Source organism: Amycolatopsis sp. A1MSW2902 (genome assembly GCF_017312175.1).
Taxonomy (GTDB): domain Bacteria; phylum Actinomycetota; class Actinomycetes; order Mycobacteriales; family Pseudonocardiaceae; genus Amycolatopsis; species Amycolatopsis nivea.
On record NZ_QJPO01000001.1, the window covers coordinates 8111188 to 8126041 of the forward strand.

The 14854-nt window shown below is 70.6% G+C and carries 16 protein-coding genes; 9 read left to right on the forward strand and 7 right to left on the reverse strand.

Annotation, left to right across the window (positions count from 1 at the left end; genetic code table 11):
• Window positions 1–103: 103 nt before the first annotated feature.
• From DMP23_RS37960 to DMP23_RS37970, 3 genes are all read left to right on the forward strand, one after another.
• Window positions 104–412 (forward strand): DUF3263 domain-containing protein, encoded by a 309-nt coding sequence (locus DMP23_RS37960; RefSeq protein WP_037807914.1) that lies wholly within the window; start codon window positions 104–106, stop codon window positions 410–412.
• A complete protein-coding gene (locus DMP23_RS37965) occupies window positions 409–1071 on the forward strand; it encodes a LytR C-terminal domain-containing protein (RefSeq protein WP_337823883.1) in 663 nt (220 codons plus the stop codon). Before DMP23_RS37960 ends, DMP23_RS37965 begins: the two co-directional genes overlap by 4 nt.
• 197 nt (window positions 1072–1268) lie before the next feature.
• Window positions 1269–2429 (forward strand): IS30 family transposase, encoded by a 1161-nt coding sequence (locus DMP23_RS37970; protein WP_443111358.1) that lies wholly within the window; start codon window positions 1269–1271, stop codon window positions 2427–2429.
• A gap of 85 nt (window positions 2430–2514) precedes the next feature.
• Here DMP23_RS37970 and DMP23_RS37975 read toward each other — a convergent pair whose 3' ends face one another.
• Together DMP23_RS37975 and DMP23_RS37980 are read right to left on the reverse strand one after the other, a co-directional pair.
• The gene (locus DMP23_RS37975; protein WP_337823885.1) at window positions 2515–4803 is read right to left on the reverse strand and encodes an AAA family ATPase; all 2289 of its coding nucleotides are present in this window, start codon (window positions 4801–4803) and stop codon (window positions 2515–2517) included.
• Window positions 4804–4854: 51 nt separating this feature from the next.
• A complete protein-coding gene (locus tag DMP23_RS37980) occupies window positions 4855–5721 on the reverse strand; it encodes an alpha/beta fold hydrolase (RefSeq protein ID WP_337823886.1) in 867 nt (288 codons plus the stop codon).
• A 64-nt stretch (window positions 5722–5785) separates the two neighbouring features.
• On the opposite strand from DMP23_RS37980, the gene DMP23_RS37985 reads away from it, so the two are divergent.
• Window positions 5786–6415 (forward strand): winged helix-turn-helix transcriptional regulator, encoded by a 630-nt coding sequence (locus DMP23_RS37985; protein WP_337823887.1) that lies wholly within the window; start codon window positions 5786–5788, stop codon window positions 6413–6415.
• Window positions 6416–6425: 10 nt separating this feature from the next.
• On the opposite strand, the gene pssA is transcribed toward DMP23_RS37985, so the two are convergent.
• From pssA to DMP23_RS38000, 3 genes are all read right to left on the reverse strand, one after another.
• Window positions 6426–7394: a CDP-diacylglycerol--serine O-phosphatidyltransferase gene (gene pssA / locus DMP23_RS37990; protein WP_037807905.1), complete on the reverse strand. Its 969-nt coding sequence runs from the start codon at window positions 7392–7394 to the stop codon at window positions 6426–6428.
• A gap of 2 nt (window positions 7395–7396) precedes the next feature.
• The gene (locus tag DMP23_RS37995; protein WP_037807903.1) at window positions 7397–8110 is read right to left on the reverse strand and encodes a phosphatidylserine decarboxylase; all 714 of its coding nucleotides are present in this window, start codon (window positions 8108–8110) and stop codon (window positions 7397–7399) included.
• 441 nt (window positions 8111–8551) lie between these two features.
• Window positions 8552–8842, reverse strand: a complete 291-nt coding sequence (locus tag DMP23_RS38000; RefSeq protein ID WP_037807900.1) for a GlsB/YeaQ/YmgE family stress response membrane protein — start codon at window positions 8840–8842, stop codon at window positions 8552–8554.
• A 60-nt stretch (window positions 8843–8902) separates the two neighbouring features.
• On the opposite strand from DMP23_RS38000, the gene DMP23_RS38005 reads away from it, so the two are divergent.
• Window positions 8903–9448: an ArsR/SmtB family transcription factor gene (locus DMP23_RS38005; RefSeq protein ID WP_337823888.1), complete on the forward strand. Its 546-nt coding sequence runs from the start codon at window positions 8903–8905 to the stop codon at window positions 9446–9448.
• Here the strand turns inward: DMP23_RS38005 and DMP23_RS38010 are convergent.
• Complete coding sequence (locus DMP23_RS38010) at window positions 9432–9680, reverse strand: hypothetical protein (protein ID WP_337823889.1); 249 nt, start codon at window positions 9678–9680, stop codon at window positions 9432–9434. The two genes, DMP23_RS38005 and DMP23_RS38010, sit on opposite strands and share 17 nt — an antisense overlap.
• 83 nt (window positions 9681–9763) lie before the next feature.
• On the opposite strand from DMP23_RS38010, the gene DMP23_RS38015 reads away from it, so the two are divergent.
• Entirely contained in the window at window positions 9764–10681 is a 918-nt protein-coding gene (locus DMP23_RS38015; RefSeq protein ID WP_337823890.1) for an MFS transporter, read from the forward strand.
• On the opposite strand, the gene moeA is transcribed toward DMP23_RS38015, so the two are convergent.
• Window positions 10678–11871, reverse strand: coding sequence for a molybdopterin molybdotransferase MoeA (gene moeA / locus DMP23_RS38020; RefSeq protein ID WP_337823891.1), 1194 nt, complete (start codon window positions 11869–11871; stop codon window positions 10678–10680). The genes DMP23_RS38015 and moeA overlap by 4 nt on opposite strands.
• A gap of 134 nt (window positions 11872–12005) precedes the next feature.
• Here moeA and DMP23_RS38025 point away from each other — a divergent pair, with 134 nt between their 5' ends.
• From DMP23_RS38025 to DMP23_RS38035, 3 genes are all read left to right on the forward strand, one after another.
• Window positions 12006–12617, forward strand: coding sequence for an AIM24 family protein (locus tag DMP23_RS38025; RefSeq protein WP_134661900.1), 612 nt, complete (start codon window positions 12006–12008; stop codon window positions 12615–12617).
• Between the two features lie 105 nt (window positions 12618–12722).
• Window positions 12723–12926: a cold-shock protein gene (locus DMP23_RS38030; protein WP_009083993.1), complete on the forward strand. Its 204-nt coding sequence runs from the start codon at window positions 12723–12725 to the stop codon at window positions 12924–12926.
• 71 nt (window positions 12927–12997) lie between these two features.
• Window positions 12998–14779, forward strand: a complete 1782-nt coding sequence (locus tag DMP23_RS38035) for a serine/threonine-protein kinase (RefSeq protein ID WP_443111314.1) — start codon at window positions 12998–13000, stop codon at window positions 14777–14779.
• The last annotated feature ends 75 nt before the right edge of the window (window positions 14780–14854 follow it).

Here is a 14854-nt window from a genome sequence, read left to right on the forward strand (position 1 = left end):
GGATCGGACCGTGACGCGCCGTGTCGGATGCCCATGTCGAGCATGGGTTCCGTGGTTCAATGACGCCCGCGGAAGGACTGCCGACACCGATTGCGAGGACCGCATGGACGCCGCGGAGTCGATGGCTGAAAACCAGCCGTCGCCGCCGGAGAATGTCGGTGGCCTGACCGAACGCGAACTGGACATCCTCGCGTTCGAGCGGCAGTGGTGGCGCCACGCCGGGGCGAAGGAGAACGCCATCCGGGAGCGCTTCGGACTGTCCTCCACCCGTTACTACCAGTTGCTGAACACGCTGCTGGCCAAGCCGGAGGCCGTCGCGGCCGATCCGATGCTGGTCAAGCGGCTGCGCAAAACGCGCGCCGCCCGTCAGCGCAAACGCGGGGCCCGGCGGTTGGGGATCGAGCTGTCATGAGCGTCTTCTCGGGACTGTCCCGGCCGTTGAAGGCCGCGGGGGTCGCGCTGATCGGGGTAGCGGTCGTCGCCGCCGTCATCGGCGGGGTCACCGTGCTCAACACGAGCGGCGACCAGAACGCCGGGCCGAGCACGTCCGGCGAGCCCAGCGCACCCGGCGGATCGTCGTCCGCGCCGTCGTCGTCCTCGTCCGCGGCGCCCAGTTCCGCGCCGTCGTCGCCCGCTTCGTCGGCTCCGGCCTCGTCGTCCGCCGCTTCGTCGGCGCCGGCGTCGGGCCAGCCAGGGCAGCCCGGCGGCCAGCCGGGCCAGCAGCCAGGGCAGCCGGGCCAGGCGGGTCCGGACCAGCAGGCCTCGAACAAGTGGGTCACCCTTCGGGTCTACAACAACTCGCTGATCAAGCACCTCGCCGAACAGGCCGCCGCCGACTTCCGCGGTTCGGGCTGGAACGTCGCCGAGGTCGGCAACTACTCGCAGGGCAACATCCCGGCCACCACGGCCTACTTCCGGCCCGGCACCGACGAGGAAGCCGCCGCGAAACAGCTGGCCAAGGAGTTCGGCTTCCAGGCCCAGCCCCGGTTCGACGGGATCCAGAACTCGAGCCCGGGCGTCATAGTGATCATCACGAAGGACTACCGGCCCGGCGGCCACCAGGGCAGCTGACCTGGTTCGTGACAGCCCGCGCTACGGCGCGGGCTTTGTCATGTCTGCCGGGCCCGGCGCTCGGCTGCGCTCGAGGTACGTGAGGGGAACCCTAAGGGAATCAGCTTGGGTTCTAGTGGTGGTTGCAACGCCTGAGTTGTGCAGGGGTTGCAGTGGTCGTGGTCGGGCGTGGTCGGGCTCCGCGGGGCCGGGTGAGGCTGGCGGCGGAACGCCGCCGCTATTTTGATCTTGTGGCGGAGGGCGTGGGCACGGTCGAGGCGTGCCGCAGGGTCGGGGTCGACCGCAGGACCGGGCACTATTGGCGGCACGGGCGGCCGAGCCGGGCGGGCGCGACCGCGCGCCCGGCCGCGCGGCCCGGGCCGGACTCGGGCCGGTTCCTGAGCGCGGGCGAGCGGATCGCGATCGCGGACGGGCTGGCGGCGGGCCGCTCGCGGCGGGCGATCGCGGCCGAGCTGGGCCGCAGCCCGTCCACGATCAGCCGGGAGATCGCCCGCAACGCCCGCCCCTGCGGCGAATACCGGCCCCACGCCGCCCACGACCTCGCCCGGGCACGGCGCCCGCGACCGAAAACAGGCAAGATCGCGGCCTGCCCCGAACTGCGGGACCGGGTGCAGGCGATGCTGACCGACAAATTCAGCCCGGAGCAGATCGCCGCCCGGCTGCGCCGCGACCACCCCGACCGGCCGGAGCTGCACGTGACCCACGAAACGATCTACCAGGCCCTCTACGTCCAAGGCCGCGGCGAACTGCGCCGCGAGCTGGCCCGCGCCCTGCGCACCGGCCGCACCATGCGCAAACCCCGCGCCAGCAGCGAACAACGCCGGCCCCGCTTCGCCGAACCCATGGTCATGATCAGCGACCGGCCCGCCGAAGCCGCCGACCGCGCCGTCCCCGGCCACTGGGAAGGCGACCTGATCATCGGCAAGGACAACGCTTCCGCCATCGCCACCCTCGTCGACCGCTCCACCCGCTACACCCTGCTCGTCGCGCTGCCCGACGGCCGCGGCGCCGACGCCGTCCGCGACGCCCTCGCCGACACCGCCGCGACCCTGCCCGCACACCTGCGACGATCCCTGACCTGGGACCAGGGCAGCGAAATGGGCCGCCACCACGAATTCACCGTCGCCACCGGCATCCCCGTCTACTTCTGCGACCCCCACAGCCCCTGGCAACGCGGCAGCAACGAAAACACCAACGGCCTGCTGCGCCAGTACTTCCCCAAAAGCACCGACCTCTCAGTCCACACCCCCGAACACCTCGCCGCCGTCGCCGCACAACTCAACCGCCGACCCCGCAAAACACTCAACTGGGACACCCCAGCCGAACGCCTCGCTACACTCCTCGCCGAAACCAGTTGAACCACCCGCGTTGCAACAACCCCTCGAATCCACCCAGATTCCCGCAGGGTTCCCCTCACGTACAGCTCGGTTGCCGGAGGCGACCTCAGCGTTCCTGCTGCGCCTGCGCGTAAGCCTCCAGCGTCGCCAGCTGCGCGGCGTCCAGTGAAGGCCGCACCGCCTCGCGTGCCTTGTCCAGGTGCGCCGCGGTCACCTCGCGTGCCTCCAGCGACTCGCGCATCGCGGTCAGCGCCGCCTCTCGGATCAGCGCGGCGCAGTCGGCGGCCGAGTAGCCCTCCAGGGCCGCCGCGGTGGCCGCGAGGTCCACATCGGACGCGAGCGGGGTGTGCTTCGCCGTCGCGGCGAGGATCGCGGCGCGGGATTCGGCGTCCGGCGGCGGGACGTAGATCCGCCGCTCCAGCCGTCCGGGACGCAGCAGCGCCGGGTCGACCAGTTCCGGCCGGTTCGTCGCGCCCAGTACGACGACCTCGCGCATCGGCTCGACGCCGTCCAGTTCGGTGAGCAGCGCGGCGACCACGCGGTCGGCCACGCCGGAGTCGGACGACTGGCCGCGGCGCGGGGCGAGCGCGTCGATCTCGTCGAGGAAGATCAGCGAGGGGGCGGCGTCGGCGGCCCGGCGGAAGAGGTCGCGGACCGCGCGTTCCGATTCGCCGACCCATTTGTCCAGCAGTTCGGCGCCCTTGATCGCGAACACGTTCAGCGCGCCCGTGCCGGCGAGCGCCCGGACCAGGAACGTCTTGCCGCCGCCGGGCGGGCCGTACAGCAGCACGCCGCGCGGCGGTTCGATGCCGAGCCGGGCGAACGAGTCCGGGTAGCGCAGCGGCCACAGCACGGTTTCGGTGAGCGCTTCCTTGACCGACGTCATGTTGCCGACGTCGTCCAGCGTCAGGCCGCCGGTGGCCAGGTTGTCCGAAGTGGACAGCGAGATCGGCCGGACGGTGGCCAGCGCGTCGAGCAGGTCCTGCTGGGAGATCTTGGGTTCGTCCACGTCCCGCTGACGCAGCGCGGCCCGCAACGCCGCGTCGCGGCGCAGGGCGAGCAGGTCGGCGGCGACGAAGCCGGGGGTCCGTTCGGCGAGCACGCCCAGGTCGGCACCGGATTCGACCGGTACGTCGCGGAGCAGGATCCGCAGCAGTTCGACGCGGGTTTTCGCTTCCGGCAGCGGCAAGCCCAGCTCGCGGTCGAGCAGGTCGGCCCCGCGCAGCCGCGGATCCACCGACTCGGCCCGCGCGGTCGTGGCGACCACAGCCAGCCTGTCCCGGCGCAGCGCGGCGCGCAGTTCCTCCAGGACCACCGTGGCCACCGGCGGCGGCTGGGTGGCCGGGAGCAGCGCGTCGATGTCGTTGATCAGCAGCACGCCGGGACCGTCGCCGTCCGCGGCCCGGTCGATGGCCTCGCGCAGCGATCGATGTGCCGCATTCGGTTCCAGCACGGCGATATTCGGCGCGGTCACCGACACCACGCGCACCTTCTCCGCCGCGGCGACCGCCCGCACGAGCGTCGCCTTGCCGACGCCCTCCGGTCCCGGCAGCAGCACGCCCAGATGCGCGGAAGTACCCAGCTTCGCCAGCAGCTCCGGCCGATGGAACGCCAGATCGAACCACTCGGCAAGCTTGCGTGCCGCGCCCTCGGCCCCGACCAGATCGGCGACCGGCACCGGCTCGTCCAGCTCTTCCTCGCGGGCCTCGGTGACGACCTCTTCGACGATCTCCGCTTCGAGATAGTCCTCGGCAGCGGTGACAGCAGTGGTGCGAACGAGCGCGGTCGCGGAGCGCGTCGGCGGTTCGCTGGTCGGCGTGCCCGTGCGGGCGCCGTCCCGCCAGCTGACCACAGTGGACGGTCCAACCACGACGACGCCAGCCGGTTCCGTCGCCGTGACGGTCAGCAGTTCGTTCGTCCAGGTCGCCCCGATCACGCGGGACAGCTGCCCACGCACGGCGGCGACATCCGAGCCCGGCGCGGGCGCGAGGTCTTGCGGCAGCAGGGAAACGGCGTCGCCACGGGTCAAAACCTTGCCGGTGAGAGCGAGCCGCAACGTCTGCGGGGACACCGAAACCGACGCGAGCCGAGAACCGGACACGGTGACCGTCCGGGCAGCAGTCACCTCTGCTGGCGAGACGACAACCTCGCCGCCCTCCGCGACGCCGAGGTTCGACATGGTCACGTCATCGGTCAACACGACCCCCGGCGTCGCCTCCTCGGCGGCAGGCGCGGCCAACGCGGCACTGCGCCGCGCGCCGGTGAGGTGCACGGCGTCCCAGGCCCGCAGGCCGAGCGCGTCGAGCACTTCCGGGTGCAGCCGGACAACCCCCCGCCGCGCGTCGAGCGCGGACGGCGTGTGCCGGACGGTCAGGGTGATCTGCGGATCGCTCACCCTGCTCACCCTAATGAACCGGCGGGCGGTTATGCGCGAACGAAAGGCCGCTTACCGCGTTGCCGACCAGTCGCGGATCGCGGCGACGAACTCATCGGGTGCGTCTGACTCCACGTAGAGGCCGACACCGTCGAGGGCCACCGTCTGGTGGTTCGGGAAGGACGCCTCCAAGCGTTCGCGCTCCCGCGGCCGGAAGCCGATCTGAGCGTTGCCCCACACGATCAAGGTCGGCAGGTCGGGAAGGTTGGCCTCGACCTCGGCGAAGAAAGCTTGGCTGGCGAGGAGGCGGCGAGGCAGCACGCCGGACGCCTGGCGCCGCTCGGGCGTGTCCATCGCACGGCGGTAGTGGGCGGTTTCGGCCGCGGTCAGCTTCCGCTTCCGGTGACCCATCGGGAGGAACGCCTTGACGACCAGGTTGAACTGCCGGGCCAGGAACCGGATCGGCGGTCCGCCCGCGATCCGGCCGAACGCCTCGAAGTACGGGTCGCCGTTGACCGGCCAGGCCCAGGCGTTGACGAGCACCAACCGGTCGAAGGCGTCCGGTCGACGCTCCGCGGCGGCGAGGCCGATCGGGCCGCCCCAGTCTTGTCCAACCAGGGTGACCCCGCTGAGGTCGAGCGCGTCGACGAACTCGGTGACCACGTCGGCGTGTTCCTCGGGCAGATAGCGGTAGCCGGGCTTCGCGGTCGACAGCCCGAACCCCGGGTAGTCGAGCGCGACGCAGCGGAAGTCTTCCCGCAGGGCGCTGATCACGTCGCGCCAGAGGAATGACCAGGTCGGATTGCCGTGCAGGAGCAGCAGCGTGGGGCCCGAGCCTTCGTCGACGTAATGCACGGTGTGCCCGTCGATGTCCACGAAGCGGCTCTTGAACGGGAACAGATCGTCGTCGACCCAGGCGGGCCGTGCGCTCTCAGCCATCTCGGACCCCTCGACGCTATGCTTGAGGAAGCCAAGCGTACTTGAGATTGTCAAGCATGAGGAAATGATGCGCAGCTACGGCCAGTACTGCGGGCTCGCCCGGTCCCTCGAAATCGTCGGCGACCGGTGGAACCTGCTCATCGTCCGCCAGCTCTTGATCGGCCCCGCGCGCTACCGGGACCTCATCGACGGGCTCCCGGGCATCGCGACCAACCTGCTCGCCGACCGGCTCCGCGACCTCGAGACCGCGGGCGTGCTCGAGCGGCGGCTCGCGGACAAGGGCAGCGTGGTCGAGTACGCCCTCACGCCGTGGGGTGCCGAGCTGCGCGAACCGATCGAGAGCCTGATCCGCTGGTCCGCTCCGTTGATGACTCGCGGCCCGGAGGGCGACTCGTTCCGTCCCGAATGGCTTGCCCTGGCGCTTCCCGCGCTGCTCGACGCCCGGGTCAAGATCCGAGCCGGGGCGACGGTGGGCATCGAGGTCGGCGGCGCGCCTTTCCAGCTCCGCGCGACGCGGTCGGGATTTGAGGTCGGCCCGCGGGACGGCAGCGATCTCGACGCCACCGTCCGCGCTGATCCGGCCTGCGTCCTCGGCCTTGCCGCGGGCGCGCTCGCACTCGACGACGCCCGTGCGCTCGGGATGATCGAGATCGACGGTGCCGAGTCTGCGGTTCGTGCTGTGTTTGGGATCTGACGAGGCCGGATTACCGGCGCCGGATGCCGATCCGACGCCAGCTCCGCCGCCGCTGCGTAGGTCCGGACGTGGCCGAGCTGTGGTCCCGTTCGCGCAGGTTCCGGGTCCGTACCAGGTCCGAGTTCGTGCGCCGCACCGCGCGCATCGCCGCGCCGGCGACTCGGCCCGAGGCGGGACGCAACCGCAGCCGTCGGTGACTGCGGGCCCGGCGGATCGCACGGCGTTCGCGCGGCGGCACTTCCCAGGCTTCCGGGTGCGCGGCGAGCCAGCGGTGCCGGTAGACCGAGTACGGGATGTGCAGCAGGTACAGCACCAGCGCGACCGCCAGCGCCGCCAGCGGGAACACGATGATCGCGGCGGCCAGCAGGCCGACGCCCACCAGCAGCGGCGCGATCGCCTTCGCCGGGGCCTTCACGGTCTTGAGCGACAGCGTCGGGATGCGGCTGATCAGCAGCGCGGCGACCGCGATGGTCCAGATGAGCACCACGTACTGCTCGGACCACCAGCCCTCGCCCCACTGCAGCGTGGCGATCAGCGGCAGCATCGCGACCAGCCCGCCGGCCGGCGCGGGCACGCCGACGAAGAACTCGGCGGCGTACGGCGGCTGGTCGGTGTCGTCGAGCAGCGTGTTGAAGCGGGCGAGGCGCAGGATCATGCAGACCGCGAAGATCAGCGACGCGACCCAGCCGATGCGGTCGCCGTGCGCCTGCCAGACGTAGAGCACCAGCGCGGGCGCGACGCCGAACGAGATGCCGTCGGACAGCGAGTCGAGCTCGGCTCCCATTTTGGACGTCGCGTCGAGCAGCCGGGCGATGCGGCCGTCGAGGCTGTCGAGGACGGCGGCGATGCCGATCGAGCCGATCGCCATCGCGTAGTTGCCGGTGAGGGCGAACTGCACCGAGGAAAGTCCGGCGCAGAGCGCGAGCACGGTGATCGCGTTCGGCAGCAGCCGGACGCCCGGGGTGGTCACGCGGACCATGGTCAGCTTTCTCCCTGCGCAGGAAGTTCGGCGAGCACGGTTTCGCCGCCGACGGTCCGCTGGCCCTTGGCCACCACGACCCGGCTGCCCGGCGGCAGATAGGTGTCGACGCGCGAGCCGAAGCGGATGATGCCGTAGGTCTCGCCAGCGGACACCTTGTCGCCCTCGCGGACGTCGCACCGGATGCGGCGCGCGACCAGTCCGGCGATCTGCACGACGACGAGCTCGTGGCCGTCGACGGTGTGCAGCACCAGCGAATTGCGCTCGTTGACCTCGCTCGCCTTGTCGAGGTCCGCGGAAAGGAACTTGCCCGGCTTGTACGCCACCTTCGAGATCACGCCCGCCGCCGGCGTGCGCTGGACGTGCACGTCGTAGACCGACAGGAACACGCTCACCCGCATCCGCGGTTCGGCGGGAAGGCCGAGCTCGGCGGGCGGGACCGCTTCCTCGATGAGCGAGACGGTGCCGTCGGCGGCCGAGATCGCGACGTTGTCGCGCACCGGAGGCACGCGCTTCGGCTCGCGGAAGAACGCCGTCATGCCCGCGGTGGCGAGCGCGCCGACCACGCCGAGGCGCTTGGAGAACCGGCGCAGCACGAACGTCGCGGCGAGGCCGCCGAACAGGAACGGCCGTCCAGCCGGGTGCATCGGCGGGAACGTCTCGCGGGCCAGCTGGACAGCGTGCGCGAGGGGGTTACCGGTGGGCTGGCCGCTCATGGGTCGAGTTCCCCGCTGTTCGTCTCGGTCGGTGTAAGGGTCCGATTTGGGCTTCCCCACGCTACCGCCCGCTTGCGGCGGACCGGGCGGCCCCTGGTCGTAAGGGTTGTCCCGGCGCGGGTGGGCGCGACCACAAACCGGTAACGACGCGTCGAACAATCCGATAACACCGGGTAGTTGACGCCGCTCGGGACCGGTGCCCGGGCCGACCTGGCGAGGGAGACGATGGCAGTACCCGATCTGCTCGCGCGGCTGTTGCGCGACTGGCGCCGGGATGTCCTCTCGGTGCCCGTTCCCCAGCTCGTCGACCCTGTTCACGCTGTTCGGCTCGTGCGGGACGCGACCCGGGTGCATGCGTCCCCCGACGAAGCACGCACCCGGGCGCGGAACGGATCAGTTTAGCCCGTCGCCCAGGTGTTCTGACAGATCGTCGGGAAACCGTTACCAACGGTCACGATCGCGCCGGCTCGCGGTCGCGGCGCTGACCAGCCGCAACACGAGCAGCAGCACGATCGCGCCGAGGATGGCGACGCCGAAGCTCGGGAAATCGAACTCGAAGTGTTGCTGCTCACCGGTCGCGAGCCGGTAGATGAAGCCGCCGAGCGCCGCCCCGACCACGCCGACCAGCACGCTGACGAGGCAGCCCTGCCGCTGCCGTTCCCGGCCGCCGACCACGAGGTTCGCGATCCAGCCGACCAGCGCGCCGAAGACGATCCACAGGATGATGCCCATGCTCGCGAGGATACCTGCGGCTATTGCACAAGAGTTGTTGTACAACTACTCTTGTGCGTTATGGAGGTCCGCGATTCCCAGGTACTGGCCGCGATGTCGCATCCGCTGCGCCGCCGTCTGCTGGACGTGCTGAAACTCGACGGCCCGGCCACCGCGTCGGTGCTCGCGGAGAAAACCGGGCAGGCGGTGGGCAATGTGAGCCACCATCTGAAGGTGCTTTCCGGGGCCGGTTTGGTGGTCGAAGCGCCGGAACTGGCGCGGGACCGGCGGGAGCGATGGTGGCGGCGTCCGTCGGGCACGTTGTCGTGGGCCACTTCGGACTTCGCCGGAGATCCGGTGGCGGAGGTCGCGGAGACGGTGAGCCTCGATCGGCAGATGACGTTGTCGCGGGGCTGGCTTTCGGAAATGGAGACGGCCCCTACGGAATGGCGCGATGCGTGGTTTTCCTCTGATGCGTGGATGCGGTTGACGCCTGCGGAATTGGCGGAGTTGAACGATCGGATTTTCGCGCTGTTCGAGGAGTTCGGGGCTAAAGCCGCAGCGGACCCTTCGACGGAACGGGAGCCGGTTTTCGTGTTTGGGCGTGGTTTCAGAGCGCAGCCGTGAGGGGTGCCGCGTTCCGTCTCTTGTGGACTGGACAGACGGTTAGCACGGTCGGCAGCGCGGTGGCCAGTGCGTCGGTTCCGTTGGTGGCTTTGCTGGTGCTGCACGCCTCGACGTTCGAGGTTGCTTCGCTTACCGCGGCGGCTTGGATCCCCTGGCTCGCCGTGGGTTTGCCAGCGGGCGCTTGGGTCGACCGGTGGCCGAAGCGGCGGGTGATGCTGGTCTGCGACGTCATCCAGCTGGCGGCTTTCCTTGCTGTGCCTGTTTCGTGGGCCTTCGGGTTTCTTTCTTTCTTTTGCGCTGCTCCTGGCCGCGGCTTTGGTTGGCGGGTTCGCCAAAGTCTTCTTTTCCCTCGCTTATCGGGCTTTCCTTCCGTCCGTTGTGGACGATGCGGACTTGTTGGGAGCCAACGTCCGGCTCCAGGGCGCGGAATCCGCGGCACAGGTGGGCGGCCCGGGTTTGGCCGGACTGTTGGCTTCCGCGTTCGGGCCGGTCAGCGGTGTGCTCGTGGATGCGTTGAGCTTCGGGTTTTCCGCACTGTGTCTGGGTTTCCTGCGCGCGGACGAGCCGCCTCCGCGTCCGCGAACGCGGTTGCGTACCGAAATCGCAGAAGGAATGCGAATCGTGGCGCGGGACTCTTATCTGCGGGTCCTGGTCCTGTCGGGCGGGGTCGCGAACCTTGCCCTGAACGGGTTTTACGCGGTGTCCGTGGTCTTCCTGGTCGACGATTTGGGCCAGGGCCCGGTGGCCGTCGGACTTGTGCTCGCCCTAGGCGAGGTAGGCGGGGTGCTGGGCGCGACGCTGGTGAGCCGAGTCGCCCGACGGACCGGCACGGCGTGGGGTTTCCTGTGGTGCGAGGCACTGGTGGTACCAGCGATGCTGCTCGGCCCTCTCGCCCAGCCGGGGTGGGGATTGACGCTGTTTGTCCTCGCGGGAGCCGGCATCGCGGCGGGAGTGGTGGGGTCGAACGTGCTGGGCGCGACCTTTCGGCAGCGATATTGCCCGCGCCATCTCTACGGACGGATCAGCGCGAGCTCGTCGATGGTCAACTACGGCACGATCCCGTTGGGTGCCTTGGTAGGCGGGGCACTCGGGCAAGCGGCCGGGGTGCGGGTGGCGATGTTCGCGATGGTGGGCGTTCAGCTGGCTTCACTGGGGGTGCTGCTGCTGGGGCCGTTGCGGCGGGAGCGGGACTTTCCCCAAGCCGAGCTCGCGAAATCGCCCAGCCAGCACTAAAGCAGCAGCACCTCGACCTCATCCCCCTCCGAAGCCGCCGAAACCTCCTCCGGCAAGACAATCAAGCAATTGGCCTGCGTAAACGCCGCCAGCAAATGCGATCCCGGCCCACCGCGCGGCCCGACCACCCCGGTCACCTCGCCGAGCACCGGCGTGAAGAACCCCCGTCGATACTGCCGCCGCCCAGCAGGGGAGGGCATGTCCTCCGTCAACCGCGCGCGCACCCGTCGGCGGTCCACGTCCGAATGGCCCATCGCCGACAGCACCGCCGGGCGCAGGAACGCCTCGAACGACACCAGCACGCTCACCGGATTCCCCGGCAGCGTCACCACTGGCACGCCGTTCCACCGGCCGCATCCCTGCGGTCCGCCTGGCTGCATCGCGATCTTCTGGAATTCCACGCCCTGCCCGGTCAGCGCGTCCTTCACGACCTCGTACGCGCCTGCCGACACCCCGCCTGACGTGATCAGCAGGTCTGCCGATTCGAGGCGCGGTTCGATGATCTTGCGGAATTCCGCCACGTCGTCGACCACGCTGCGCACGACCTCGACCTGGCAGCCGAGTTCCCGCAGCGCCGCCGCCAGCATCACGCTGTTCGACTCGTAGATTTGCCCGTGCTGCAACGGATTCGGGGCTTCCACCAGCTCCGTGCCGGTCGACACCACCAGCACCGACAGCGGCCGGTACACCTCGAGCTCCGCCAAGCCGACCGCCGCGGCGAGGCCCAGGTGTGCGTGGCTCAGCACGGTGCCCGCGTGCAGCGCGATTGTCCCCTTCGTGACGTCCTCGCCCGTCCGGCGGATGTGGTTGCCGACGGTGGCCGCGCGGGAGATCTGGACTTCCGTCGTGCCGCGGTCGGTGTCCTCGACCATCACGATCGCGTCCGCGCCCGGCGGCAGCGGTGCGCCGGTCATGATCCGCTGAGCGGTACCCGATTCGAGCGGTTTGACGTCGACCCGTCCGGCCGGGATGTCGTCGGCCACGGGGAGCGTCACCGGTACCTCGGCGACGTCCGCGGCACGCACGGCATACCCGTCCATCGCGGAGTTGTCGAACGGCGGCAGCGCCACCCCGGCGAGCACGTCGCGGGCCAGGACGAGCCCGGCCGCATCAGCGACTGGAACAGTACGAACAGGCGCGCGGCCGAGCAGTTCGGTCACGGTCTCGCGGTAGGCGTCGACAGAGATCACGCGGACCATCCTCCCTCTTGCTGCCCGTCGTGCAACACTCTCCCGGCACAAGCCGGGGAGTACGGGGAGAGTTCTCATGCAGTTTCTGGTCCGCAACCAGCCCGGGCGCGCCGCGCTCGCGACGCCCCGCTGACATGCGCGTCCACACCAGGCACACGCCGGGGTTCGGCGTCGCCCGCGTGCTGCTCGCCCCCGGCGAAGCCGTGCAGGCGGCCGCGGAATCGTTGCTGGCCAGCAGCTTCAACGTGGCCGAGACGAACCAGAACCGCGGCCGCAAGGGCGGTCGTTCGGTGTTCACCGCGCCCGCCGACGGCGGCTGGGTCGACCTCGCCCCGCTCGGGCCCGGCGACGTCTACCCGCTCGAACTCACCGGGTCCACTGGCTGGTCGGTGCACCGCGAGGGCGTCCTCGCCCGGCCGAGCACGGTCCGCGTCGACCAGAACTGGGCCCCGCTGCAGCAGTTGTTCGGCGCCGATTCCGGGTTCCTCGAGCACTACAGCGGCCGCGGCCCGCTCCTGCTCACCGCGCCCGGTCCGGTCGACTCGTTCGACCTCGGCCGCGGCGAGATCGTCACCGTGCGCCCGGACTATCTCCTCGCCTATCCCGACACCCTGCAATGCCGGTTGCGCGCACTCGACCCGAGCGGTCCGCAATCGCTGCGCACGGGCGAAGGACTCGTCCTCGATTTCGCCGGACCGGGAACCGTGCTCGTCCAATCGCGCAACCGGCGAGCAGCGCAGGCGTAAGGGGAATCTGCCGATTACCCCATTGCCGGGAGCGCTGATTCCGGTAGCGTGAACTCCACTTCGCACGCTGATGGACAGCGGATTCTTGTCCCGAGGGAGGGCGCCGTGGCAGTCGGCACCGTCAAGTGGTTCAACTCGGAAAAGGGCTACGGGTTCATCGAATCCCCCGAAGGTCCGGACGTCTTCGTCCACTATTCGGCCATCCAGGCCGACGGATTCCGCACCCTCGACGAGGGCGACCGCGTGGAGTTCGAAGTCCAGTCCGGCCGCGACGGCCGAAGCCAGGCCGCGGACGTCCGCAAGGTCTAGCGAGGCAGGTCCGCTGACCGGTTGGGCGAACCGGCAGTGGCAGCGGATACCGGCGCGTTAAGCTGCGCTGCGTGACAGGCGATGTGTCGGGGGACCTCACCGGTCGCCAGCTGGGCCACTACCGCATCGACTCGGTGCTCGGCAAGGGCGGCATGTCCGTGACCTACCAGGCCACGGACACGCGGCTCGGCCGCAAGGTGGCGCTGAAGGTCATCGGCGACCACCTCGGCGCGGACGCCGAGTTCCGCGAACGGTTCGTCGACGAGGCCCGCAACACCTCCGCGATCGACCACGCCAACGTCGTCCCGCTGTACGACTTCGGCGAACTCGAGGGCATGCTCTACATCGCCATGCGGATGGTCGACGGCGGCGACCTCGCCGGCCTCATGTCCGCGGGCCCGATCAGCCCGTCCCGCGCGCTCAGCCTGCTCGACCAGGTCGCCGACGCCCTCGACACGCTGCACAACCACGGCCTCGTGCACCTCGACGTCAAACCGGCCAACGTCCTCGTCACCAGCCGCGAGACCTCCCGCGAGCACGTCTACGTCGCCGACTTCGGCCTCACCCGCCGCGGCGCCACCGGCCACCGCACCCGCGGCGGCGACTTCCTCGGCTCGCCCACCTACGCCGCCCCGGAACACCTGCGCGGCGAACCGCTCGACGGCCGCACCGACCAGTACGCCCTCACCTGCGTCCTGTTCGCCTGCCTCACCGGCAACCCGCCGTTCCGCGGCGACGTCCCCACCGTCATCAAGGGCCACCTCGGCGGGGAACCGCCGTCGGTGGCGAGCGTGGTCGCGCTCCCGGCCGCCGTCGACGACGTCATCCGCAAGGGCATGGCGAAAAACCCCAACGACCGCTACCCGAACTGCGTCGCGATGATCGCCGCGGCCAGGGTCGCGCTCGGCCCGCTCGCGACGTCGGACACCCCGCCGGGCCCCGCCCGGCCGAACGGACTTCCGGAGGCGGGCATGCAGCAAGGACCCGGCGGACCTGGAACGGGCGGACAGGGCGGCCCTGGTGCCAACGGTCCCGCCGGTGCTGGCGGACCCGGCGGCGGTGGACCTGCTGGGCCAGGCGGTCCTGGCGGACCGGGCGCTGGTCCCGGTGGACCGGGCGCCCAGCCGGGCGGCCCCGCAGCCGCGGGCCAGGGCGGCCAGGGCAACCCCGGCGGCTGGGGCGCTCCGCAACCTGGCCAGCAACCCGGCCAGCAAGCGGGATACCCGGCCCAAGGCGGCTACGGCGGCCCCGCTGGTTACGGCAACCAGCCTCCGCCCGGTTATCCAGCACAGCCCGGCCAGCAGCAACCCGGTCAGCCCGGTCAGCCGCAACTCGGCCAACCAAACCAGCCAGGTCAGCAGCAACCCGGCCAACCCGGGCAGCCTGGTCAACAGGGCTACCCCGGTCAACCCCCGGCAGGCCCCCCGCCGGGCTACAGCGGCTACCCCGGCCAGCCCGGCCCCGGACAGCAAGGCCCGCCGCCCGGCTACGGCGGTTACCCGAACCAGCCCGGCTACCCCGCCCAGCCCAACCAGCAGGGCCATCCGAACCAGGCCTTCGGCGACCCGATGCGGCTGCGTCCGCCGTCCCCGGCGGGCGGTGCGGGCGCGTTCGAAAAGCAGCCCAAGAGCGGCGGCCTGAAGTGGCTGTGGATCGCACTGGGCCTGCTCGTCGTGGCCGGGCTCGTCGTCGGCGGGATCTTCCTCTTCAGCGGGGACGACAACGGCACCGGCGGGACCGCTCCGGCGTCCTCGGCTCCCAACATCCCGGTCGGTCCGGGCGGCTCGAAGTCGGCCGGTCCGTCGTCGCTGCGCCCGCCGCCGTCGTCGATCCACATCCAGCCGAGCCACTGACCCGGCCGACCTGCTGCGGAAGCGCACCGACGCTGACCTGCGCTCCTTGCACTCGACCCCGGAGAGTGCTAAACA